Here is a 21,715-nt window from a genome sequence, read left to right on the forward strand (position 1 = left end):
GGGTTCATACAGGTGTACGCGGAGACGACGTCGGTGGCGCAACGGTAGGGCAGCCCGGCGACCACCGCCCCGGCCTGGAAGACGTCCGGGTAGGTGGCGAGCATGGCCGCGGTCATCGCACCGCCCGCCGAGAGGCCCGTCACGTACGTTCGGGCAGGATCGCCACCGTAGGAGGATCCGGCCTTGGCGACCATCTGCCGGATCGACGCGACCTCGCCCTGACCGCGCTGTGTGTCCCCGGCCTGGAACCAGTTGAAGCACTTGTTGATGTTGTTCGACGAGGTCGTCTCGGCGAAGACCAGCAGGAACCCGTACTGATCGGCGAACTTGGTCAGCCCCGAGTTGTCGGCATAGACCTGGGCGCTCTGCGTGCAGCCGTGCAGGGCCACCACGACCGCCGGATGGGCGGGCAGCGACTGCGGCCGGTACACGTACATGTTCAAGCCGCCCGGGTTGGCCCCGAAGTCGGTCACCCGCTCCAGGGCTACTGCCGCGCGGGCCTGGGGCGCCGGGGCGAAGAGGGAGGCCCCAGCGGCGAGCGCGAGAGCTGCGGCGGCCAGTCCGATCCTGCGCAGCCGGCGTCTGAACGGTGCCGCGTGATGGGACAACAGGGCTGTAGGGGTGGGGGGTTGGGCGATTCCGTCATCCGGCATGGAAGCCTCCTAGGGGCAGCCGAGGTGCCGGTCACCCTAAGAGGCGGCCCAGTCGCCGCGACATGGCGACGGACGCCACAACCACCGTGTACGCAAGGGGTGTTCGCCCTGTTGCGCCATCACAAGCGGCAGGCCGGGTGAAGTCGTGAGCGTCTTCCTTGACTACTGTGCGACCGTGCTGACACTGAAGACGGAATCAGATGCCGAACTGGCGGTGGCGGCGGCCCAAGCCGGAGCCGCTGTCGTACGCAGTATGTACGGGGATTCGCTGCCCCGGTTCGAGAAGACGGCCGGCGACTTCGCGACGGCCGCGGACCTCGCGGCGGAGAAGGCCATCTGCGACGTCCTGCGTACCGCAAGGCCCGATGATGCCGTCACCGGCGAGGAGGGCGGCCGGCAGGGCGCGGGCGACGCGGCGCGCCGATGGCTGGTCGATCCCCTGTGCGGCACGCTCAACTACGCCGCGCACACCATGCTGGTCGCGGTGAACGTCGCCCTGCGCGTGGGAACGGACATCACGGCCGCCGCGTCAGCCGATCCGTTCACCGAAGAGGTGTTCTGGACCGACGGGGAACGCGCCTGCCTGCGCCGCGGTGGCGTGGACGAGGAACTGGCGCCCTCCCCCGATTCCCGCCTTGTGGACGTCAACCTGGACCCGCCGTTCCCGAACGCCCCTTCCTTTAGGGCGGTTCGGCTGCTCGCCGACCCGGACTTCGTCCAGGGGTTCCGGCCCCGCGTCGTCTCCACCACGCTGGCGGTGGCCTGGGTCGCGGCCGGCCGCCGGGCCGCCTACATCACCGACGGACATCTCCGCGACAGCGTGCACTTCTCCGCCGGCATCGCCCTGTGCCGAGCCGCCGGCTGCACGGTGACCGGCATCCAGGGCCAGCCGCTGCACACGGGCGCGGGCGGCCTGATCGTGGCAGCCGACCGGCAGACCCATGCCGCGCTCCTGGACATGATCGGCCGCCAGGATCCGTCGGATCGCTAGCTCGGCGGCAGTCGCCCGTTGCCCGTTGCCCGTGCTCAGGCGAGGGACAGCACGGCCACGTCGTACCGCTCCCGCACAGGAACCGGTCGGGTCGTCGGCTCGTTCTCGGCGTCGGCCCGCAGCCGCCCGAGCCCCTCCTCGAACTCCGCGGCGGTGAGCCGGGCGAACTTCGACTGGGGCTGCGAGGCCATGCGGGCGTGGTAGTCGCGAAGACTGGTGGTGACGGGGCGGGCGAAGGAGATGACGGTCCGGACCGTGAAGCCGGCCAGGGCGAAATCCTCGAGCACATCGGACCTGGAGGGAAAGCGCTGCTCGTCCAACTCGCGGAGGCCGGGCCAGTAGTCGTAGACCAGGGCGTCGAGCCGCTCGCGAAATGTCGTGCGGATGACGGTCGTTCCGCCGGGCCGGAGAATACGGGCCAGCTCGTGGGCGACCCGGACGCGGTCCGGCAGATGGTGGATCACACGCGACAGCAGGGCCAGGTCGAACAGGTCGGAGCGGGTGGGCACGGCTTCGGCGGTTCCGGCCAAGTACTGAACCGCGGCATGGGAGTTGTGCCGCTGAGCTTCAGCGAGCATGGGCACGGAGGCGTCGACCCCGACCACGCGCGAGGGGTCGAGCCGCCGCGCCATCGAAGCGCAGAACATGCCCGTGCCCGCCCCGATATCCACCACCGCAGGCGACGGCCGGCCCACGAAGGAACCGATCAAGTGTGTCCAGTCGTGGAGAGACGCATCGGGCATCTCATTGCCGCCCTGATATACGCCCGCCAGCCGCTCATCGTCATAGACCCTGCCCATGCCGATCATGCTTACGGCTCTGACACCGCAGGGCAAGACCGCCCGCGCGTTCAAGTACGCGCAGCCTTGGGCCTCAGCCTTACGCCTCAGCCCTGCGCGTCAGCCTTACGCATCAGCAGATGCCCCCGGCGGAACCGCTCCCCCTCCCCCGGCTCACGCAACATCCGGCCGACCTCGACGAATCCGGCCGTGCCGGCAAGCCCCGCGAGCTCATCGATCGGCCACCGGTAGGCAGTCGCCACCTTGTGGTCGAACGGCGTGACCGGCTCCCCCTCCGACTCGAAGAAGCCGAGCAGGAGATGCCCTCCGGGTGCGAGCACCCGCTGGAACTCGGCAAAGTACGGGGGCAGTTCCTGCGGCGGGGTGTGAATGACCGAGTACCAGGACACGATGCCGCCAAGACCGCCGTCGGCCAGGTCCAGGGCGTCCATGGAACCGACCTCGAAGCGCAGGTCCCGGTAGGCCGCGCGGGCGAGGTCGATCATCACCGGCGAGAGGTCGACGCCGAAGACATCGAGCCCCAGGTCCCGCAGGTGAGCGGTCGTCTGTCCCGGGCCGCAGCCCAACTCGGCGACGAGCCCCGCATCGGTGCTCCGCACGAGGTCGGCGAACGCGGCGAGCACCGCGCGATCCAGCGGAAGAGCGTCCAGCGAGTTGCGGGCGAACTCCGCGTAGATCAAGGCCATGGCGTCGTAGGCGTCCGCTGTCGCGCTGAGGTAGGAGGAAGGTTGAGTCACAAGCGCGGATCCTAGGGGGCCTGCCCGACCGGGCCGATGGCCGCCCCCCTCGCGTGACAACTCCGCCCGGGTCAGTGCCTTGTCGCCGCATTTCGGTACAAGAATCCCGCGGTCGTACGTTCGAGGTGTCGTCGCGGCGTGTGATCCACGAGGAGTCGGCGGCACCGCAGGCCGGTGCGGGCGTTGGGGATGCCGTGGCGGCGGCCGCACGCGGAAGCCGCCGTGGCCGCTCCCCTCCCCGCCCGCGCCTCCGCGGCGCCCTGACCACGGAACCCGAGGCACTCACCGTACGGAAGCACATGTTCCAGCCACGTCGGGTGTCTCGATCCATTCGTCCTCGCCAGCTTCGCGGTGACAACTGCGGAGAGTGGTCGGAACAGCACCGCAGGGTGCGTAACGGCGCGTAGCGTGGGAACTCCCAGTCAGGCGCACGGCGGGCGAAAGCGGGCACACACAATGCGGTGGGGACATGTCACAGAGCATGTCGTGGGGCTGCCCCTCGAAGTCACGGGCTTCATCGGACGCGAGCGCGAGCTGCGCGAGGTCGGCGCGCTGGTGGACAAGGCCCGGCTGGTGTCGCTCATCGGGCCCGGCGGGGTGGGAAAGACACGGCTCGCGCTGCGCACCGCCCGTACCGCGCTGCCGCGCTTCGCCGACGGTGCCTGCTTCGTCGAGCTGTCGTCCCTGCACGACCCGGTGCTGCTGCCGCACACGGTGGCCGCGGCGCTCGGGCTCTCCGAGCAGGGGGACCGTGACCCGGTGGACCTCGTGGTCGCGTATCTCGCCGGCAAGCGGCTGCTGCTCGTCCTGGACACCTGCGAACACCTGGTGGACGCCTGCGCGATGCTCGCCGACCTGATCCTGCGCATGGCACCCGAGGTCACGGTCCTGACCACCAGCCGCCAACCGCTCGATGTGCCGGGCGAGTTCGCCTACCCGATCACGCCGCTGCCGTGTGACCGCGAGGCGGTGCAGTTGTTCGGGGAGCGGGCCGCCGCCGTCGTGCCCGGGTTCGCCGTCACCGAGGCCAATCGCGCCGCCGTGACCTCCGTCTGCCGCAGGCTCGACGGGATTCCGCTGGCCATCGAACTGGCCGTGGTCCGGCTGCGGGTGCTCCCACTGGGTGATCTCGCCGCCCGGCTCGAGCACCGGTTCCAGGCGCTGACCGGCGGCCGCCGCGGCGCGGTGCACCGGCACCGGACGCTGCGGGACACCATCGACTGGAGCCATGACCTGTGCACCCCGCAGGAACGGACGCTGTGGCGCAGGCTGTCGGTGTTCGCCGGGGATTTCGACGCCGAGGCGGCCGAGGCCGTGTGCGGGGGCGGCGAACTGCCCGCCGAGGCCGTGCTCGAGCAGCTCATCGGTCTGGTCGACAAGTCGGTGGTGCTGCGCGTCGAATCGGACGAGGCGCGCTATCGACTGCTCGACACCCTGCGCGAGTACGGTGCCGAACAGATGACGGAGAGCGGCGAGCAAGAGACCTACCGCCGGGCGCACTTGGAGTACTTCGCCGCGTTCGCGGAGCGCGCCGACCGCCCATTTCACAGCGACCGCCAGCCAGCGCAGCTGACGGCCATCGCCCGCTGCCTGCAGAACTTCCGGGTCGCCCTGGAGTACGGGACCGGCCACGACGACCCCGAACTCGCGCGGCGCGGCCTCGACCTGGCCACCCGGCTGTGGACCCACTGGATCATGACGGGGCGGCTGCGCGAGGGCTCCCGCTGGATCAAGTCCGGCCTGGCCTCGGTGGAGTCCGACTGCCCCGAGCGGGTCGAGGGCCTGCACCGCCTCGCCTGGATCCTGATGGTCCTGGGCTGGCACGACGAGTCCGAGCCGTACGTCCTGGAGTCACTGGCCATGGCCGAGCGGATGGGCGACGCGCGCGGTGCGGCGTACGCCGTCGAGTTCCGCGGCTGCCTGGCCCAGTTCCGCGGACGCCTGGACGAGGCGCATCGCGACTTCGACGCGGCCCGCCACGCCTTCCGGAAGCTGGGCGACGGCGACGGTCTCGCCATCACCTGCTTCATCCAGACGTTCGGCGCGGCCCTCGTCGGCGATGTCGGGCACGCCTGGGAGGTGTCCGGCGAGGGACTGCGGGCACTGGAGGCGGCCCCCGGCGAGTGCTGGACCCGCAGCTACTGCCTGCTCTACCGGCAGTTGGCGCTGTGGCTCTCGCAGGACGACTCCCGGGCCGAGGAACGGGACAGACTCGGCCGCGAGGCACTGGCCCTGAAGCAGACCGTGGACGACCGGCTCGGCGCGGCCATCGCGTTGGAACTGCTCGCCTGGTCCGCGGCGCGCGCGGGACGCGACGAGCGTGCCGCCTGGCTCCTTGGGAGTGCCGAGGCGATCTGGGTCAGGATCGGCGGCGTGCGGCTGTTCAACGTGGCCAACTTGCACGTTGAACACGACACGGCCGTCGCCAAGGCGCGGGCCGCGCTGGGAGATTCGGCGTACGCGGCCCAGCACGAGCGCGGTGCCGGACTGAGCCTCGCGGAGTCGGTGACGCATGTGGCCGAGGACACGGACGCGCTCCCCGAGCCCGCGCCGCGCGCCGAGGCCGAGCCGCCTGCGGGCCGGAGCTCCGCACCGGTCCCACGGGCACGGCACCGCGCCACCGCACAGCCGGGCAGCCTCACGACCCGGGAGCGGGAGGTGGCGGCGCTGGTCGCGGAGGGACTGACGAACCGGCAGATCGCCGAACGGCTCGTCATCTCCAAGCGGACCGCGGACGCCCACGTGGAGCACATCCTCAGCAAGCTGGGGCTCACATCGCGGACGCAGATCACGGGCCTGGAGACGTGATCACGGGCCTGGAGGCCTGACGCTGCGGAACGAGCGCCGGTAGATCTGCGGCGGAACCCCGACGACCCTTTTGAACTGGCGCCGCAGGGTCGTGGCGGTGCCCATGCCCGTGGCCAGCGCGATCGCCTCGATGCTGTCGTCGGTGGCTTCCAGCAACTCCTGGGCGCGGCGGACGCGTTGGGTCAGGAGCCACTGGAGCGGCGTCTGCCCGATCACCGACCGGAACTGCCGCCCGAGATGGCGCGGGCTCGTGTTGGCCTTCCGCGCCATGTCGGTCACGGTCAGCGGTTTGTCGAGGCGCTGCTGCACCCAGGCGAGCAGGTGGGACAGCGTGTGATCGCCCGTGGCCTGCACGGGCGTGGACACGAACTGGGCCTGCCCGCCGGGCCGATGGGGCGGCACGACGAGGCGGCGGGCGACGGCGTTGGCGACGGCGGCGCCGTGGTCGATGTGGACCAGATGGAGGCAGAGATCGACGGCGGCGGCCTTGCCCGCGGCCGTGAGGACGCTGCCGTTGTCCGTGTACAGCACGTCCGGGTCGACCAGGGCGCGCGGATGGCGTGCGCTCAGCTCCGCGGCATGAGCCCAGTGGGTGGTGGCCCGTCGGCCGTCCAGCAGGCCCGCGGCGCCGAGCACGAACGCCCCGGTGCACAGGGAGGCGACCCGGGCACCCGCCTCGTGCGCCGCCCGCACGGCGTCGACGAGCTCCGCCGGGAGCGGATCGCCGATGTCGGCGCAGGCGGGCACGATCACGGTGTCGGCATCGGCCAGCCGGTCGAGCCCGTGGTCGGGCTCCACCGTGAACGGGCCGACCCGCACCGGTCCCGGCCCGCAGAGCAGTACGTCGTACCAGCCCCGGGTGGCTTCGCGCGGAGGGTTGCCGAAGATCTCGTAGGCCACCGCCAGTTCGAAGTGCAGCAGGTGACCGGCGGCCGGCAGCGCGACAGTGGGCATGTCCGAAAGTGTACGGGTGTTGTCGTTCCGGACCATCACGGTCGGGCCGCATCGGCGGCAACACTGGACCCAGCAGCACATCGAGAGCGGGGAACCATGGGTACAGCAGGAGCAGTTGTGGTCTACGGCGCGACCGGGCACACGGGTCGCTTCATCGTCGCCGAACTGCGCAGACGCGGCTTCGGAACGATCGTCTCCGGCCGCAATGCGGACCAACTGAAGGTGCTGGCCGCCGAGTTCGCGGATGTGGAGGTGCGGCCGGCCACCGTGGACGACGCGGGCTCGCTGGACCGGGCCCTCGCCGGAGCGGCGGCGGTCATCAACTGCGCGGGACCGTTCGCGGTGACGGGAGGCCCGGTCGTCGAGGCGGCGCTGCGCGCGGGGATCCCGTACGTCGATGTCGCGGCGGAGATCGAGGCGAACGTCGCGATGTTCGCCGATCACGCGGCAGCGGCCCGGAAGGCCGACGTGCCCGTGGTGCCCGCGATGGCCTTCTTCGGCGGCCTCGGCGATCTGTTGGTGACCGCGGCGATGGGCGAGTGGACCGCAGCCGACGAGGCGCATGTCGCGTACGGGTTGACCAGCTGGCAACCGACGGCGGGCACCCGGGCCGCGGGCGAGGTGTCCCACGACCGTCGCGGGGGCCGTCGGCTGCGGTTCGCGGGCGGGGAGCTGCGGTTCCACGACGACAAGCTGTCGGAGCAGGACTGGGACTTCCCCGAGCCGCTGGGCCGGCGCACGGTGCTCGCGGAGTTCACCATGGCCGATGTCGTCACCGTCCCCAGCCACGTGGCCGTACCCGAAGTCCGCACGTACATGGCCGCCGACGCCGCGCGCGACCTGGCCGACGAGGACACACCGGCGCCGGAGGCGGTCGACGACCTGGGCCGTTCGGACCAGACGTTCGTCGTCGACGTCATCGTCCGCGCCGACGGCGTCGAACGGCGCGCCACGGCCCGCGGCCAGGACATCTACGCCGTCACCGCTCCCCTGGCGGTGGAGGCCGTGCGGCGCATCCTGGCCGGGCAGACCCGCACCACGGGAGTTGCGTCGGCCGGCGCGATGTTCGACGCGGCGGACTTCCTGCGGGCGCTGCACCCGTACCTGTCGTTCGAGCTTCCGCACTGACCGGCAGGACCGGCCGCCGCGGCATCTTGCCTGGTCAGCACCTAGACTGCTGCCGTGAGCGAGAACCTTCCCCCCTGCCCCGAGTGCGCCGGCGCCTACACCTATGAGATGGGCGCACTGCTGGTCTGCCCGGAGTGCGGGCACGAGTGGTCCCCGGCAACCGCCGAGACCCCCGACGCCGGCGGTGCGCCCGCCGTCATCAAGGACTCGGTCGGCAATGTGCTCGCCGACGGCGACACGGTGACCGTGGTCAAGACCCTGAAGGTCAAGGGCAGCCCGGCCGGGATCAAGGCGGGCACCAAGGTCCGCAACATCCGCCTCGTGGCGGACGGCGTCGACGGCCACGACATCGACTGCAAGATCGATGGATTCGGCCCCATGCAGCTCAAGTCCAGCGTGGTCAAGAAGGCGTAGGGGCCCGCTTCATCGCCTCAGCGCACGGTTCGTACCTTCGCCTCCGCGTCGCGCAGCACGCCAGGTACCAGTCGGCGGTGGACGGCGGACAGCGGGGGCCACAGCAGTCGACCCAACCACCGGTCGTAACGCAGGAACGTGCCAAGCGACACCCGCCCGTCGGCCGCCCGCACGACAAGATTGCCGGTCAGAAACCAGGAGGCGGCCTCGAGCCGTATCCAGTCCTCACCGCGTCCGGCGATCCGCCAGCCGGCCACGGTCTGCGGCGATCGCCCCCGGCTGAGCCGGATCCCGAGCAGACCGCGCCAGATGAACCGCTCGGCGGGGCTGGGGACGTCACCGAACATGGCACGGGCCCACTGCTCCGGCGAGGCGACGACATCCGTGGCGACGGCGAAGCGGTCGACGTAATCGATGACCGACAACGAACTCAGTGCGCGGAAGGACTCGGGGAGACGGTGCACCCCCACGGCACCATCGACCTTGCGTTCGCGTTCATCGAAGGCGACTGTCATCTCGCGGTCTCCGTTCACTTGTACGGATGCGTATAAGGCGACGATAGCCCGTTTGTACGGTGGCGTATACGCGGCGGAAAGTGAGGTGGGGCACAGAGGATGCTCCGCGGTGGCAGGATGCTCCGATGGCCCCGAACACCGCGCACTCGCCCTCCGACGACGAGTCGGCCGCCGCTCCTCGTGACGCCTTCCACCCCGACCTCCCCGACCTCCCCGACCTCCCCGACCATGAGGCCGGAGCGCCACGGCTCAACTCCCGCGTGCATCACATCCGCGCCGACGCCCTGGACGGAGAGACCGCGCAGACGGGCGGCATGCGGCGGTTCGCCGCGATCAGCGGGCGGAGCGTCGGTTCGGAGCACATCTGGATGGGCCAGACGCACGTCGCCCCGAACACCGCCTCCTCCAATCACCATCACGGCGCGTCCGAGACCGCCATCCATGTCATCAAGGGCCACCCGGAGTTCGTCTTCCTCGACGACTCCGGCGGAACCCCGCAGGAGATCCGGATCCGCACGGCACCGGGCGACTACGTCTTCGTCCCCCCGTACGTACCGCACCGCGAGGAGAACCCCAGCCCCGACGAAGAGGCGGTCGTGGTCATCGCCCGCAGCACGCAGGAGGCCGTCGTGGTCAACCTGCCGGAGCTGTACGTCCTGGGCGGCGAGCCCGGCGCCGCCGGCGTCGACCGCCCGCACTCTCCCTGACCATGAGCCGGTGCCCGACCAGGTGATGCCGGGTCGGACCACCGTCGGCCAGCCCGCGCCTCGGCAACGGCCGGCACATGCTGCGGATCCGTGTGTGACAGATCAGCGGAAGGCGCCCTCACCCGTGAGGGCCTTGCCGATGACCAGGGTGTGGACCTCGCTGGTGCCCTCGTAGGTGAGGACCGACTCGAGGTTGTTGGCGTGGCGGATCACCGGATATTCGAGGGTGATGCCGTTGGCCCCGAGCAGGGTGCGGCACTCACGGGCGATCGCGATGGCTTCGCGTACGTTGTTGAGCTTGCCGAGGCTGATCTGCTCGGGCGTCAGCCGCCCCTCGTCCTTGAGGCGGCCGAGTCGCAGCGCGAGCAGCATGCCCTTGCCCAGTTCGAGCGTCATGTCGGCGAGCTTCTGCTGGGTGAGCTGGTAGGAGGCCAGGGCCCGGCCGAAGACGGTGCGGTCGCCGACGTAGGAGATCGCCGTCTCCAGGCAGTCGCGGGCGGCGCCGATGGCACCGAAGACGATGCCGAAGCGGGCTTCGTTCAGGCAGCCGAGCGGTCCGGAGAGCCCGCGCGCGGACGGCAGCATGGCCTCGGCGGGCAGGCGGACGTCTTCGAGCACGAGCTCGCTGGTGACGCTCGCGCGCAGCGACAGCTTCCGCTTGATCTCGGGGGCGGAGAAGCCGGGGGTGCCGGTGGGGACGACGAAGCCGCGTACGCCCTCGTCGGTGCGGGCCCAGACGACGGCGACGTCGGCCACCGAGCCGTTGGTGATCCACATCTTGGTGCCGTCGAGGATCCAGTCGGAGCCGTCGCGCCGGGCCGTCGTACGCATGGAGCCGGGGTCCGATCCTGCGTCGGGCTCGGTCAGGCCGAAGCAGCCGATCTTCTCGCCCGCGGCCATCCCGGGCAGCCATTCCTGCTTGTGCTCCTCGGAGCCGTACTTCCAGATCGCGTACATCGCGAGGGAGCCCTGGACGGACACCAGGCTGCGCAGTCCGGAGTCGACGGCTTCCAGTTCGAGGCAGGCGAGGCCGTAGGACAGGGCGCCGGTGCCGGCGCAGCCGTAGCCCTCCAGGTGCATGCCGAGGACCCCCAACTTGCCCAGTTCGCGGGCGAGTTCACGGGCGGGTATGGCGCCGTCCTCGAACCACTGCGCGACCTGCGGGCGCAGTTCGCGCTCGCCCATGGTGCGGACGGTGCGCTGGATCTCGCGCTCCTCATCGGTGAGCAGGTCGTCGATGGCGAAGAGGTCGAAGGGGTGGGTGCGCATGGGGCGGCCTCCGGATCGGGGTGTGCGGGGTCGGGGTGTGCGGATCGGGGTGTGCGGGTCCTGGTGTGCGGGGTCGGTCGGGCATAGGCTAGCCCTAGATCGGATTTTGGATCCAGTATTGATTATCCGCTTCCCCGTGCGTAGGTTCATGGGCCAGGGATTCACGGGCCAGGAAGGGAGCCGCCATGCCGGGCCAGTTCAGCCCCGCCCCCCAGGGGGCGCTGTCAGGGATCGTCGTCGCCGACTTCGGGCGGGTGCTCGCGGCGCCGTACATGACCATGCTCCTCGCCGATCTCGGCGCCGAGGTGATCAAGATCGAGCGGCCGGGCACGGGGGACGACACCCGGGCCTGGGGCCCGCCCTTCGCCGACGGCGAGGCCACGTACTTCCTCGGCGTCAACCGCAACAAGCGCTCGGTCACGCTCGACCTGGGGCAGCAGTCGGGCCAGGAGGCGGCCCGCGCGATCGTGGCCCGCGCGGACGTCGTCGTGGAGAACTTCCGGCCCGGCACGATGGACCGCCTCGGCCTCGGATACGAGGAGATGCGGGCCCTCAATCCCGGCCTGGTGTACTGCTCGGTGACCGGGTTCGGCACCGACGCCGGCGCCCGGCTGCCCGGCTACGACCTCCTCGTCCAGGCCATGGGCGGCCTGATGAGCGTCACCGGGGAGCCCGGCGGGCAGGGCACGAAGGCGGGCGTGGCCCTGGTGGACGTGATCACCGGCCTGCACGCCGGGATGGGCATCCTCGCCGCGCTGCGGCACCGCGAGCGCACCGGCGCCGGCCAGAAGGTGGAGGTGTCCCTGCTGTCGTCACTCCTGTCGGCGCTGACCAATCAGTCCTCGGCGTACGTCGGTGCGGGGGTGGTGCCGCAGGCCATGGGCAATCGGCACCCGAGCATCGTCCCGTACGAAGTGATCGCGGCGAAGGACCGGCCGCTGGTCCTCGCGGTCGGCAACGACCGGCAGTTCGGCACTCTGTGCACGAGTATCGGCCGGGCGGACCTCGCGGATGACGAGCGCTTCGCGACGAACAGCGCGCGGGTCGCCCACCGGGAGGAGCTCCTGCCCGAGCTCGCCGCGGCGCTGTCCGCGCGGACGGCGGACGACTGGTTCGAGGACCTGACCGCGGCGGGGGTGCCCTGCGGCCCGATCAACGACATGGCCGCGGCCTTCGAACTGGCCGAGCGCCTGGGGCTCGACCCGCAGACCGCGATCGACGACCCGCGCCGGGAAACACCCGCCGCCCAGGTGGCCAACCCCATCCGGCTCGGCGCCACGCCCGCCGCCTACCGCACCGCGCCACCGCGCCTCGGGGAGGACACCGCGGCGCTCCTCGCCGAGCTCGGCCTCAAGCAGGCCGGGGCCGCGGACGCACCGGATGCGGCCGGGTAGGAAGATGGACGCGGCGTGACCGAGTACCGGGCGCCGGAAACGAAGAGGTGACGGGTGATGAGCAGCACGGCACAGCGGCGGCGGCCACCGACCGCCCAGCAGTTCGTCCTGGACGAACTGCGGCGCGCCATCACCAGCGGCGAGCTGAAACCGGGCACCGCGATCCGGCAGGACGCGCTCGCCGAACGGCTTGAGGTGAGCCGGGTGCCGCTGCGGGAGGCGCTGAAGATCCTCGAGGGCGAAGGCATGGTCGTCCACCGGGTGCATCGCGGCTATTTCGTCACGGAGTTGTCCCTCGACGACCTGCGCGAGGTGTACCGCATCCGCGAACTCCTCGAGGCCGAGGCCGTCCGCGAGGCCTGCACCCGGCTCTCCCCCGCGCTCCTCGCCACGCTCGACGAGGCCGAGCGCGCCGTGGAGGAGGCGAGCGAGGCCGGCGACGTCAGCGCGATGGCCGCCGCCAACCGGCGCTTCCACTTCGCCCTCATCGAGGCGTCCTGCATGCCCCGGCTGATCCGGCTGATCTCCACGCTGTGGGACGCGACGGACGCCTACCGCTCGCTCTACTACGTGGCATCGCCCAACCGTGAGCGTGTCGTCCACGAGCACCGCGCGATCGTCGAGGCGCTGCGGGCCGGTGACGTCGAGACCGCCGTCCGGCACCTCGACGAGCACCGCGCGCACGCCGTCGACACCCTGCGCGAGATCCTCGAGGCGCAGTGACACCGGCCCCGGGTCCCGGCCGGCGGGCCGTCCTGGGCGCCACCGCGGCCGCCCTCCCGTTGCTCGCCGCCGCATCCGGATGCCCGCCGGGCGGGTCCGAAGGACCGACGGCGCGTCTCACCCTGGCGACAGGTGCGCGGGGCGGCCCCTTCGCCCGGTTCGGGGAGCGTCTCGCCCGCGAGCTCGGCGCCCGGGAGCCGGGGCTGAGGGCCCGTGTCCTGCACACCTCGGCCAGCGTGGCGAACCTGCGTCTCCTCGCGACGGGCGACGCCGATCTCGCCCTGTCCCTCGGGGACACCGCCGCGGACGCGCGGGCCGGCGCGGGCGGCTTCCGGACCCCCGTCCCCGTACGGGCACTGGCCCGGATCTACCTCAACTACCTCCACCTCGCCGTCCCCGCCGACTCCACTCCGCGGAGCCTGACGGACCTGGCCGGCCGCCGGGTCGCCGTGGGCGCGGCGGGATCGGGCACCGCCGTGGTCGCCGAACGGGTGCTCGCCGCCCGCCTGTCCCGCCCGGTGCGGGAGGTGCGGCTCGATCTCGACGCGTCCACGCGGGCGCTGGCGCGCGGCGACGTCGCGGCCCTCTTCTGGTGCGGCACCATCCCCACGGCGGCGATCACCCGCCTCACGGCCGGGACACCGGTGCGTCTGCTGCCGCTCGACCGCCAGGCGTCGGCCCTGCGCGAACGCCATGGTGCGCCCTACGTCCCGGTGGAGGTGCCGGCCGGCACCTACGGAGTGCCGCACGCGGTGCCCACGGTGGGCGTCCCCAGCTATCTGGTGGCCCGCCGTGACCTCCCCGCGCAGGTGGCGGAGGCGGTGACCCGGGTGATGTTCGAGGCCAGGGAGCAGCTGCCGGGCCCCGAGGTGCCGGGCGGCTATCTCGACGAGCGGTACGCGATCGGGACCGGCAGCGTGCCGCTGCACCCGGGGGCGGTGGCTTACTACCGGGGGGCTTACGGCTGAGGGGGGCGCAGCCGCTGTTGGCGCACGCGACTACGCGCCGCCCACGACTGAAGGGGCAGGAGCAACCACTGCGGACGCGCCGCCCACGACTGAAGCGGCAGACCCAACCGCCACGGACGCGCCGCCCACAGCTGAAGCGGGATGCGCAGCCGCTACTACGCGCCACCCACCACTGAACCGACAAGCGCACCACTACCACCGCGCCACCCACCGCTGAACCGACAGACCCAACCGCTACTGACGTGCCGCCCACGGCTGAAGCGGCAGACCCAACCGCTACTGACGCGCCCCCGACGGCTGAAGCGGCAGCCTCAGCCGCGTCACCAAACCGTGCGGCTCCCGCGGCAGCAGGTCCAGGCTGCCGCCGCTCGCGCGCGCCAGCTCATCGGCGAGGGCGAGGCCGAGCCCGCTGCCGTCGACGTTGGAGTGCCGGGGGGAGCGCCAGAACCGGTCCCTGGCCACGGCGAGTTCATCGGGCGGCAGCCCCGGTCCGTCGTCGGCGACGCGCAGCACCACCTCCCCCGCGGCCTCGGCCAGGCTCACCTCGACCCGCCCGCCCTCCGGGGTGAACTTCAGCGCGTTGTCGACCGCGACGTCCAGGACACGTCCCGCGGTCTGCGGCACACAGCGGGCGGTCAGCTCCCCGGGCAGCCGGACGGCGAAGCCGATCCCGCGCGCCTCGGCCACCTCCGCCCAGGCATCGAGCCTCGGCCGCACCTCGCCCACCACGTCCACGGGTTCCACCGCGGCGGGCGTGCCGCTCTCCACCTGGGCGAGGGCGAGGAGGTCGTCGAGCAGGGCGCTGAGCCGGTCGATCTCGTCGAGGGCGCGCTCGTAGTCCTGCGATCCGGGGTCGGTCAGCTCCGACCGCAGGTTCTCCACCCGCAGCGTCAGCACGGCAAGCGGCGTACGCAGCTCGTGCGAGGCATCCGCGACGAACGCCCGCTGCCGCTCCACCACCGCGGCCACGATGTCGGCCATCGCGTTGAACCGCTCCTCAAGGCGCCGCAGCTCCGAAGGCCCTGAGCCGCCGACCGGCGCCCGCGCGTGCAACTGCCCCGCGGCGATCGCCTCCGTCGCCGCGTCCAGCTCCGCCACCGGCCTCAGCGTCCACCGGGCCAGGCGTCCCGCCGCCACATAGGCCGCGGCGAACATCGCGACGGCGCCCGCGGCGAGCGCCGCCCACACCAGGGCGACGTCACGGCGCGCCGCGTCCGCCGGCGCGACCAGCAGGACCGTACCGACGACCTGGGCGTCCCGGCCCGCGGGTTCGGCCACCGTCACGCGTCGCGGCCCGAACGGCGTCACCAGCGGCAGTCGTTCCGTGGTCCGCCCGGCAAGGGCTCCGTGCCGTGCGTCGCGCGCGCCGTCGCCGACGCCGACGCCGCCGGCAGCGAGGACCGCTCCGGTGGCGTCCCTGACCTCGGCCCCGGCGTCGTAGAGCCAGGTGTACCTGCGGACCTCCGCCGCCAGGTCCGCTTCGGCCGGGCCGCCCTCCCGTACCGCCTGTTCCGCGAGACCGGCCAGGTGGGTGGCGTCCGCGCGGCGGTCCAGGAGCAGTTGGTGCGTGCGCTGCTGTGCGTAGGCAAGGCCCAGCGGCACGGCAAGGGCACCGAGCAGCGCGCCGATCAGGAGGACGTACGTCAGGCGCAGGCGGCGGCGCATCAGTCCTCGGCAAGGCGGTAGCCGGTGCCGCGCAGGGTGCGGATCAGGCCCGGGCAGCCGGTCTTGGCGCGGATCCCGGCTATGTGTACGTCGAGCGACCGCGACACCGCCAAGTAGGCGTCGCCCCACACCGCGTCCAGGATCTCCTCACGCGCTCGCACCACACCCGGCTCGCGGGCGAGCAGCGCCAGGACGTCGAACTCGCGCCGGGTCAGGGCGACGGGCCGCCCGGCCACGGTCACCTCCCGGGCGCGCAGGTCGACCGCCACGTCGCCGACCCGGACGGTCTCCGGCGCGGGCGCGGGACCTGAGCCGGTCCGTCCGGTGCGGCGCATCACCGCGTCCATCCGGGCAAGGAGTTCCTCGATGCGGAACGGCTTGACCAAGTAGTCGTCGGCCCCCGACCGCAGTCCCTGGAGGACCGTGCCCTCGTCCGAGCGTGCGGTGATCACGATGACGGGTACGGCGGACACCTTGCGCAGCCTGCGCAGCAGCTGCAGCCCGTCCAGGTCCGGAAGACCGAGGTCGAGCAGCACGAAGTCCATGCCCTGCTTCAGCCGCAGCGCGTCGTCGGCCCGCCCTGCACGCACCGTGCGGTGCCCCCGCGCCGCAATCGCCTGGCCCAGGACCTCGGCAAGACGGTCGTCGTCCTCGACGAGCAGCACCTGCATCCGTCACTCCTCGATTCGGCGTACCCCGCCCCCTTGACCCCGGACAGGGTACGCCGCCCCTGATCAGGCCTTACGGCCCGTGACCCGGGTCATCGCCCGGCCACCTGGGCGACCACATCCGCCGACTTCCCCTCCCCTGCCGCGGCTTCGCGCTCCGACCGCTTGAGCGCGATGTCCCGCGTCTCGCGCATCGCCAGGTACACCACGAAGGACACCGCGGCGCAGCCCGACACGTACCAGTAGAAGCCCGACTCGATACCGGCGTCCTTGAACCACAGCGCCACGTACTCGGCCGTGCCGCCGAACAGCGCCTGCGCCAGCGCATAGGGCAGCGCCACGCCAAGGGCGCGGATGTGGGTGGGGAACAGCTCCGCCTTCACGGCCGCGTTGATCGACGTATAGCCGGTGACGATCACCAGGGCGATCAACATCAACCCGAAGGCCTGCCAGAAGCCGTCCACGCCGCCGAGCGCGGAGAGCAGCGGCACGCTCCCGAACATCGATCCGGCGCCGAAGGCGATCAGCAGCGGACGCCGCCCGATCCGGTCCGACAGCATGCCGCCCAGCGGCTGCAGACACATGAACACCGTCAGCGCGCAGAAGCTCACCAGCGTGGCGTCCTGCTTGGCAAGGCCCGCGGTGTTCGACAGGTATTTGGTCAGATACGTGGTGTACGTGTAGTACGACACCGAACCGCCCAGCGTCAGGGCGAGGACCAGCACCAACTCCCGCTTGTAGGGCGCCAGTGCGCGCAACGTTCCGCGGCCGGCGCGAGGATCCGTGGCCACGTCCTCCTCTTCCTCGTAGGCCTCGGTCTCCAGGAGATTGCGGCGCAGATAGAAGACGACCGCGGCGCCGAGTGCGCCGACGAAGAACGGGATCCGCCACCCCCACGAGGTGAGCGCGTCCGGGTCCATGGTCCGCTGCAGCACCATCTGCAGGGCCAGGCCGCACAGTTGGCCCAGCGTCATCGACACGTACTGGAAGCTCGAAGCGAAGCCGCGCCGCCCCGGAGCCGACGCCTCCGTCAGATAGGTGGCGCTGGCCGCGTACTCGCCGCCGACCGAGAGCCCCTGCAGCAGCCGGGCGAGCAGCAGCACCACGACGCCCAGATATCCGGCCTGGTCATACGTCGGCGCGATCGCGATAAGGAGTGCGCTCGCCGACATCAGGCTCACGGTCGCGGTCAGCGCCGCCTTGCGCCCCTTGCGGTCGCCGAGCCGCCCGAGCAGCCACCCGCCGACCGGGCGCATCAGGAACCCGACGGCGAAGATGCCCATGGTGTTCAGGAGCTGCGCCGTGGAGTTTCCCTCGGGGAAGAACGACGAGGCGAAGTACACGGCGAAGCTGGAGTAGACGAACCAGTCGTACCACTCGACCAGATTGCCGATCGAGCCGCCGACCAGCGCCTTCCAGGGGCTCCTTGCGGGTGGCGGCGGGCTGTCGACGGCGCCGGGAAGTGACGTTGTCACCGGGCATCTCCTCACACGTTGCGGGCATGTCGGCCCGCAGGCAGAGCAGCAGGCCCCCGCAGGTTCACCGCGCGAAGGATCATCCGACAACGGCCGGGGCCGAGATCTAACATGCGGCTAACGTTCGCCCCGGCGGTTCACCGGCCGCTCACCGGCCGCAGAGGGCCTTCCAGTCGTCCTCGAGAATCGAGTACTGGACGATGTCGTGCCACACGCCGTCCACGTGGCCGTAGTGGCGCAGCACTCCCTCGCGGACCATGCCTGCCTTCTCGATGGCCCGCTGCGCGGCGATGTTGGACGGCATGAACCCCGACCAGACGCGGTGCAGTCCGAGCCGGTCGAAGCCGAGAACGCCCAGCAGGAAGCCGATCTCGACGCTGTGGCCGAAGCTCACCCGGTCGGCGCGCAGCGCGAGACCGACCTCCGCGCTGCGGTAGCCGACGCGGACCATGCCGCCCTCGCCCGACTGGTCCTCGACGATCAGCTTCGCCGAGCCGATCAGCTCGCCCGTGGCGATCTCGCTGACGCCGAGCCGGTAGTGCGTGCGAGGAGTCCGCGCGGCGCCCGCCCTGGCCTGCTCGACGAGCGCCGCGGCGTCGGCGCGCTCAAAGGGCGGCATGCCGAACTCACGGGTGGTGCGCGGGTCGCCGAAAATGCCGAGTACGCCTTCGACATCGCCGGGCAGGAATTCCCGCAGCCGCAGCGTGGCGCCTTCGACGAGAACGGCCCTGCTCGGTGCTCGCGGCGCGCAGACTTTCTCGGTTGCCAGGCGATCCGTCATCTGTTGACTCCTTGGTGATGTTCCGTCAGACCGAAAGACACGCGCGTCACCCAGAGCGGCTTTCGCGCGCGGATCGCGGGAAGAAGGCCGGCCAGCGGCAGCAGCCACCCGCAGAGGAAACCCCGCCCCCGTGGCTCCCGAACCGCTCGTACGGCGGCGATGTTCGGATGCACCGCGTGGAGCCCCCGCCGATGCGCCGGAGTCATCCCCCAGAGCATCGGCGGCGGCCGGTATCCGGCGGGGTACTTCCACCGCCCCCGTGCGGTGCGGGCGGCCATCCAGGCGGGCGGGGTGTCGAAGACGAACTCCGCCCCGGGGAAGCGGGCGGCGCACGCCTCGATGAGCCGGTGCACCACGTCCAGCGGGAGATACATCAGCATCCCCTGGGCGATGATCAGCACCCCGCGCGAGGCGTCGACCTCGTCCATCCACCGCGAGTCGGTGGCCGAGCAGGGCAGCGTGCGGTGGCGTGGCGCGTCCGGCAGCAACCGCCGCCGCAGCTCCGCGACTTCGGGCAGGTCGACCCCGAGCCAGCGCACCCTGCCGTTGTCCACCCGCCAGAACTGCGTCTCCAGACCCTCCCCGAGCGAGACGACCGTGCCGTCCGGGTGGTCCTTCAGAAAGCGGCGCACCTCTCGGTCGTAACAGCGTGCCCGTACCGCCATCCCCTGCGCGAAGCCCCAGTTGCCGGTACCGAACCGCCGTTCAAAGGGGTAGTCGACGGCGTCGATCACCTCGATCGCCTTCGGGTCCGTCAGGGCCGAGCCAGGGTTCCTCGCGGCCAGAGCGCGGTGGTGCAACGTCCATAGCGTCGTCTCTGCGACGCCGTCCAGCTCGGCATTCCGCTTCCGTCCGTCCATCGGGCGATGGTCACAACCCGGTCGGCGCCCCAGCAAGGAGCGTCACTCCTCTGCGCGGATAGATCACTCATTCAGTGGGATTCTCCGCGGAGGCCGATCCCGCCCCGCTTCCATGATTCCCGCCCTTCATCTAATCTAGGTAGACCTACCTACCTAGTTTGGACTGTGATGAGCGAGACCGACGCGAGGACGCCCACGCCGGAACGGGGGCGGCGGCGACCGGCCCGCGAGCGGCTGCTCGCGACCGCTGCCCGCCGCTTCTACGCGGACGGCGTGGCGGCGACCGGCATCGACACGATCACGGCCGAGGCCGGCGTGGCGAAGATGAGCCTCTACAACAACTTCTCCTCCAAGGCCGACCTGGTCCGCGCCTACCTGGACGCCCGGCACGAGGAGTGGCTCGGCCTGTACCGGGCACGGCTTGAGCGCGCCAAGGGCCCGCGCGAGGGCGTGCTGGCGGTCTTCGACGCCTATGCCGACCACGCCGCCTTCGCCTACGAGCACGGCTTCCGCGGCTGCGGACTGCTCAACGCCGCCGCCGAACTCCCGGCCGGCGACGACGGCCGGGCCGTGGTGCGCGCCCACAAGGAGGAGGTCGAGCGCCTGATCGCCGGCCACCTGGAGGAGCTGCTGCCCGAGCGCCCGGACGCTGCGCATGCGACGGCCGAACACCTCGCCTTCCTGCTGGAGGGCGCGATGGCGCGGGCCGGCCTGGAAGGCGACGGCGGCCGCCTCCAGCATGCCCGCGCCATGGCGGCCACCCTCCTGGAACGGATGTGAAGCGGCCCGACGGACGAGTCCAGCCCGCGGGGATGGGCGCACTGTGCGTACTTGCGGCCTCGGTTCTCTGGGGCACGACGGGCACGGCCGCGACGTTCGCGCCGGACGTGGGCCCGCTCGCCATCGGCGCCGTCGCCATGGGCCTCGGCGGCCTCCTCCAGGCCCTCGTCGCCGCGTCTCAGATCGCCCGCCACGCGGCCCGCCTTCGCGCCCAGCGCGGCACGGTCCTGCTCGGCGCGGTCGCGGTGGCCGTCTATCCGCTGGCGTTCTACAGCTCCATGCACCTGGCCGGGGTCGCGGTCGGCACCGTGGTGTCGCTCGGCACCGCTCCCCTCGCGTCGGCCCTGATCGAACGCGTCATGGACCGCCGCCGGCTCACGCGCCGCTGGATGCTGGCGGCGGCCCTCGGCCTGCTCGGCACCGTCCTGCTGTGCGTGGCCGAGGCCGCCGACGGCGGGGGCCCGTCATCGGTGGCCGACACCCTGCTCGGCGTGAGCCTCGGCCTGGTCGCCGCCGCGACCTACGCCCTCTACTCCTGGGCCGCGCACCGCCTCATCACCCGTGAGATCCCCTCCCGCGCGGCGATGGGCTCCGTCTTCGGCCTCGGCGGCCTGCTCCTCCTGCCCGTCCTGCTTGCCACCGGAGCGCCGCTCATCAGCTCCTGGTCCAACGCGGCCGTGGGCACCTACATGGCGCTGGTCCCCATGTTCGCCGGGTACGTCCTGTTCGGCTGGGGCCTCGCACATGTGCCCGCCAGCACGGCGACCACCCTGACCCTCCTGGAACCGGCCGTCGCCGCCGTACTCGCCGTCCTGGTCGTCGGCGAACGCCTCCCCGCCACCGGCTGGACCGGCATCGCCCTGATCATCACCTGCCTGGCCGTCCTCACCAGCCCGCCGGGCGCCACCCGGCGCCGCCGAGGGCGGGGGCGGGGTCAGGGCGCGGGAGACGATGCGGCGCGAGAGGACCTTGTACGCCCCGGGGCCTGAAGTTCCTCGGGGCGGGGGCGAACCTCTTCATGGACGCCGGCGGTCGGGTTGCGTCACGATGACGGGCGTCAGCTGATCAGCGTCCCGCAAGTTTCTGACTGCCCATGCCGTGCCCGTGAACTGCCGCCTCATCAGGTGCAGTTGGACCGGGCGTCGGCCTCTGGAAGGGATCGGTCTCTTGTCCTCATCGCCCGGTACGTCCAGCGCCCCCGTCTTCCGCAGCCTCCCGCCGAGGGCCCCCCGCGCGGTAGGGGGCGGGGGCGGGGTGGGTGGCGCCACCCCCGACACACACCCCCCCGCCCCGGGGGGGGGCCGCCGCGACCCCCTGTGCGCTGTACGCCCCGCCGGCCGACCGTGGCTGGACCCGGGCGGCCGCCCCCACCCCCCGCGGGGCGCCCACGGCGGGTTCGGCGGCGGGGTCGAAGCGCGCCACGTC

At 71.8% G+C, this 21,715-nt stretch carries 21 protein-coding genes; 10 read left to right on the forward strand and 11 right to left on the reverse strand.

Translation table 11 applies throughout. From position 1 onward, the window contains the following. Positions 1 to 653, reverse strand: a 653-nt coding sequence (locus ACFWY6_RS28545; protein WP_384696081.1) for an alpha/beta hydrolase family esterase, incomplete at its 3' end; no start/stop codon positions are given. 175 nt (positions 654 to 828) lie between these two features. On the opposite strand from ACFWY6_RS28545, the gene ACFWY6_RS28550 reads away from it, so the two are divergent. Then, positions 829 to 1,644 carry an inositol monophosphatase family protein gene (locus ACFWY6_RS28550; protein ID WP_384696083.1) on the forward strand — a complete coding sequence of 272 codons (816 nt, stop codon included), beginning with the start codon at positions 829 to 831 and terminating at the stop codon, positions 1,642 to 1,644. Between the two features lie 35 nt (positions 1,645 to 1,679). Here the strand turns inward: ACFWY6_RS28550 and ACFWY6_RS28555 are convergent, their stop codons facing one another. Together ACFWY6_RS28555 and ACFWY6_RS28560 are read right to left on the reverse strand one after the other, a co-directional pair. Beyond that, entirely contained in the window at positions 1,680 to 2,444 is a 765-nt protein-coding gene (locus tag ACFWY6_RS28555) for a class I SAM-dependent methyltransferase (RefSeq protein ID WP_384696086.1), read from the reverse strand. 86 nt (positions 2,445 to 2,530) lie between these two features. Next, positions 2,531 to 3,181, reverse strand: coding sequence for a class I SAM-dependent methyltransferase (locus ACFWY6_RS28560; RefSeq protein WP_384696089.1), 651 nt, complete (start codon positions 3,179 to 3,181; stop codon positions 2,531 to 2,533). A gap of 486 nt (positions 3,182 to 3,667) precedes the next feature. On the opposite strand from ACFWY6_RS28560, the gene ACFWY6_RS28565 reads away from it, so the two are divergent. Beyond that, positions 3,668 to 5,989, forward strand: a complete 2,322-nt coding sequence (locus ACFWY6_RS28565) for a LuxR C-terminal-related transcriptional regulator (protein WP_384696092.1) — start codon at positions 3,668 to 3,670, stop codon at positions 5,987 to 5,989. On the opposite strand, the gene ACFWY6_RS28570 is transcribed toward ACFWY6_RS28565, so the two are convergent. Next, positions 5,990 to 6,943: a GlxA family transcriptional regulator gene (locus tag ACFWY6_RS28570; RefSeq protein ID WP_384696094.1), complete on the reverse strand. Its 954-nt coding sequence runs from the start codon at positions 6,941 to 6,943 to the stop codon at positions 5,990 to 5,992. A gap of 96 nt (positions 6,944 to 7,039) precedes the next feature. Between ACFWY6_RS28570 and ACFWY6_RS28575 the strand changes: the two genes are divergently transcribed. Next, positions 7,040 to 8,071, forward strand: a complete 1,032-nt coding sequence (locus ACFWY6_RS28575) for a saccharopine dehydrogenase NADP-binding domain-containing protein (RefSeq protein WP_384696097.1) — start codon at positions 7,040 to 7,042, stop codon at positions 8,069 to 8,071. Between the two features lie 54 nt (positions 8,072 to 8,125). Beyond that, positions 8,126 to 8,485 (forward strand): zinc ribbon domain-containing protein YjdM, encoded by a 360-nt coding sequence (locus ACFWY6_RS28580; protein ID WP_384696099.1) that lies wholly within the window; start codon positions 8,126 to 8,128, stop codon positions 8,483 to 8,485. Between the two features lie 17 nt (positions 8,486 to 8,502). Here ACFWY6_RS28580 and ACFWY6_RS28585 read toward each other — a convergent pair whose 3' ends face one another. Continuing rightward, positions 8,503 to 9,000 (reverse strand): hypothetical protein, encoded by a 498-nt coding sequence (locus ACFWY6_RS28585; protein WP_384696102.1) that lies wholly within the window; start codon positions 8,998 to 9,000, stop codon positions 8,503 to 8,505. 125 nt (positions 9,001 to 9,125) lie between these two features. On the opposite strand from ACFWY6_RS28585, the gene ACFWY6_RS28590 reads away from it, so the two are divergent. After that, the gene (locus tag ACFWY6_RS28590) at positions 9,126 to 9,707 is read left to right on the forward strand and encodes a cupin domain-containing protein (RefSeq protein ID WP_384696105.1); all 582 of its coding nucleotides are present in this window, start codon (positions 9,126 to 9,128) and stop codon (positions 9,705 to 9,707) included. A gap of 102 nt (positions 9,708 to 9,809) precedes the next feature. Here the strand turns inward: ACFWY6_RS28590 and ACFWY6_RS28595 are convergent, their stop codons facing one another. Next, positions 9,810 to 10,976 (reverse strand): acyl-CoA dehydrogenase family protein, encoded by a 1,167-nt coding sequence (locus ACFWY6_RS28595; RefSeq protein ID WP_384696107.1) that lies wholly within the window; start codon positions 10,974 to 10,976, stop codon positions 9,810 to 9,812. A gap of 185 nt (positions 10,977 to 11,161) precedes the next feature. On the opposite strand from ACFWY6_RS28595, the gene ACFWY6_RS28600 reads away from it, so the two are divergent. The 3 genes from ACFWY6_RS28600 to ACFWY6_RS28610 are packed head-to-tail and all read left to right on the forward strand — an operon-like array spanning position 11,162 to position 14,061. Continuing rightward, on the forward strand, positions 11,162 to 12,370 hold the full coding sequence (locus ACFWY6_RS28600) for a CaiB/BaiF CoA transferase family protein (RefSeq protein ID WP_384696110.1): 1,209 nt from the start codon (positions 11,162 to 11,164) through the stop codon (positions 12,368 to 12,370). A 57-nt stretch (positions 12,371 to 12,427) separates the two neighbouring features. Further along, complete coding sequence (locus ACFWY6_RS28605) at positions 12,428 to 13,093, forward strand: GntR family transcriptional regulator (protein WP_384696113.1); 666 nt, start codon at positions 12,428 to 12,430, stop codon at positions 13,091 to 13,093. Then, positions 13,090 to 14,061 (forward strand): TAXI family TRAP transporter solute-binding subunit, encoded by a 972-nt coding sequence (locus tag ACFWY6_RS28610; RefSeq protein ID WP_384696116.1) that lies wholly within the window; start codon positions 13,090 to 13,092, stop codon positions 14,059 to 14,061. The genes ACFWY6_RS28605 and ACFWY6_RS28610 overlap by 4 nt, the downstream gene beginning before the upstream one ends. 276 nt (positions 14,062 to 14,337) lie before the next feature. Here ACFWY6_RS28610 and ACFWY6_RS28615 read toward each other — a convergent pair whose 3' ends face one another. The 5 genes from ACFWY6_RS28615 to ACFWY6_RS28635 form a co-directional block, all read right to left on the reverse strand. Further along, on the reverse strand, positions 14,338 to 15,726 hold the full coding sequence (locus ACFWY6_RS28615; RefSeq protein ID WP_384696119.1) for an ATP-binding protein: 1,389 nt from the start codon (positions 15,724 to 15,726) through the stop codon (positions 14,338 to 14,340). After that, positions 15,726 to 16,397, reverse strand: coding sequence for a response regulator (locus ACFWY6_RS28620; protein ID WP_384696122.1), 672 nt, complete (start codon positions 16,395 to 16,397; stop codon positions 15,726 to 15,728). The genes ACFWY6_RS28615 and ACFWY6_RS28620 overlap by 1 nt, the downstream gene beginning before the upstream one ends. 89 nt (positions 16,398 to 16,486) lie before the next feature. Continuing rightward, positions 16,487 to 17,803: an MFS transporter gene (locus ACFWY6_RS28625; RefSeq protein WP_384696138.1), complete on the reverse strand. Its 1,317-nt coding sequence runs from the start codon at positions 17,801 to 17,803 to the stop codon at positions 16,487 to 16,489. A 214-nt stretch (positions 17,804 to 18,017) separates the two neighbouring features. Beyond that, positions 18,018 to 18,650 (reverse strand): GNAT family N-acetyltransferase, encoded by a 633-nt coding sequence (locus tag ACFWY6_RS28630; RefSeq protein ID WP_384696125.1) that lies wholly within the window; start codon positions 18,648 to 18,650, stop codon positions 18,018 to 18,020. Then, the gene (locus ACFWY6_RS28635) at positions 18,647 to 19,510 is read right to left on the reverse strand and encodes a class I SAM-dependent methyltransferase (protein WP_384696129.1); all 864 of its coding nucleotides are present in this window, start codon (positions 19,508 to 19,510) and stop codon (positions 18,647 to 18,649) included. Before ACFWY6_RS28635 ends, ACFWY6_RS28630 begins: the two co-directional genes overlap by 4 nt. A gap of 168 nt (positions 19,511 to 19,678) precedes the next feature. Here ACFWY6_RS28635 and ACFWY6_RS28640 point away from each other — a divergent pair, with 168 nt between their 5' ends. Together ACFWY6_RS28640 and ACFWY6_RS28645 are read left to right on the forward strand one after the other, a co-directional pair. Next, positions 19,679 to 20,290 (forward strand): TetR/AcrR family transcriptional regulator, encoded by a 612-nt coding sequence (locus tag ACFWY6_RS28640; RefSeq protein ID WP_384696132.1) that lies wholly within the window; start codon positions 19,679 to 19,681, stop codon positions 20,288 to 20,290. 32 nt (positions 20,291 to 20,322) lie between these two features. Then, complete coding sequence (locus ACFWY6_RS28645; RefSeq protein ID WP_384696135.1) at positions 20,323 to 21,279, forward strand: DMT family transporter; 957 nt, start codon at positions 20,323 to 20,325, stop codon at positions 21,277 to 21,279. The last annotated feature ends 436 nt before the right edge of the window (positions 21,280 to 21,715 follow it).

Origin of the sequence: Streptomyces sp. NPDC059037 (assembly GCF_042740015.1) — a bacterium.
Taxonomy (GTDB): domain Bacteria; phylum Actinomycetota; class Actinomycetes; order Streptomycetales; family Streptomycetaceae; genus Streptomyces.

What these genes read in the sequence shown, in the direction of transcription:
- ACFWY6_RS28575 (WP_384696097.1), top strand. Translation starts at nt 7,040, where the DNA reads ATGGGTACAGCAGGAGCAGTTGTGGTCTACGGCGCGACCGGGCACACG.
- ACFWY6_RS28595 (WP_384696107.1), bottom strand. Translation starts at nt 10,976, where the DNA reads ATGCGCACCCACCCCTTCGACCTCTTCGCCATCGACGACCTGCTCACC.
- ACFWY6_RS28590 (WP_384696105.1), top strand. Translation starts at nt 9,126, where the DNA reads ATGGCCCCGAACACCGCGCACTCGCCCTCCGACGACGAGTCGGCCGCC.
- ACFWY6_RS28555 (WP_384696086.1), bottom strand. Translation starts at nt 2,444, where the DNA reads ATGGGCAGGGTCTATGACGATGAGCGGCTGGCGGGCGTATATCAGGGC.
- ACFWY6_RS28630 (WP_384696125.1), bottom strand. Translation starts at nt 18,650, where the DNA reads ATGACGGATCGCCTGGCAACCGAGAAAGTCTGCGCGCCGCGAGCACCG.
- ACFWY6_RS28615 (WP_384696119.1), bottom strand. Translation starts at nt 15,726, where the DNA reads ATGCGCCGCCGCCTGCGCCTGACGTACGTCCTCCTGATCGGCGCGCTG.
- ACFWY6_RS28645 (WP_384696135.1), top strand. Translation starts at nt 20,323, where the DNA reads ATGGGCGCACTGTGCGTACTTGCGGCCTCGGTTCTCTGGGGCACGACG.
- ACFWY6_RS28635 (WP_384696129.1), bottom strand. Translation starts at nt 19,510, where the DNA reads ATGGACGGACGGAAGCGGAATGCCGAGCTGGACGGCGTCGCAGAGACG.
- ACFWY6_RS28585 (WP_384696102.1), bottom strand. Translation starts at nt 9,000, where the DNA reads ATGACAGTCGCCTTCGATGAACGCGAACGCAAGGTCGATGGTGCCGTG.
- ACFWY6_RS28605 (WP_384696113.1), top strand. Translation starts at nt 12,428, where the DNA reads ATGAGCAGCACGGCACAGCGGCGGCGGCCACCGACCGCCCAGCAGTTC.
- ACFWY6_RS28570 (WP_384696094.1), bottom strand. Translation starts at nt 6,943, where the DNA reads ATGCCCACTGTCGCGCTGCCGGCCGCCGGTCACCTGCTGCACTTCGAA.
- ACFWY6_RS28600 (WP_384696110.1), top strand. Translation starts at nt 11,162, where the DNA reads ATGCCGGGCCAGTTCAGCCCCGCCCCCCAGGGGGCGCTGTCAGGGATC.
- ACFWY6_RS28640 (WP_384696132.1), top strand. Translation starts at nt 19,679, where the DNA reads ATGAGCGAGACCGACGCGAGGACGCCCACGCCGGAACGGGGGCGGCGG.
- ACFWY6_RS28620 (WP_384696122.1), bottom strand. Translation starts at nt 16,397, where the DNA reads ATGCAGGTGCTGCTCGTCGAGGACGACGACCGTCTTGCCGAGGTCCTG.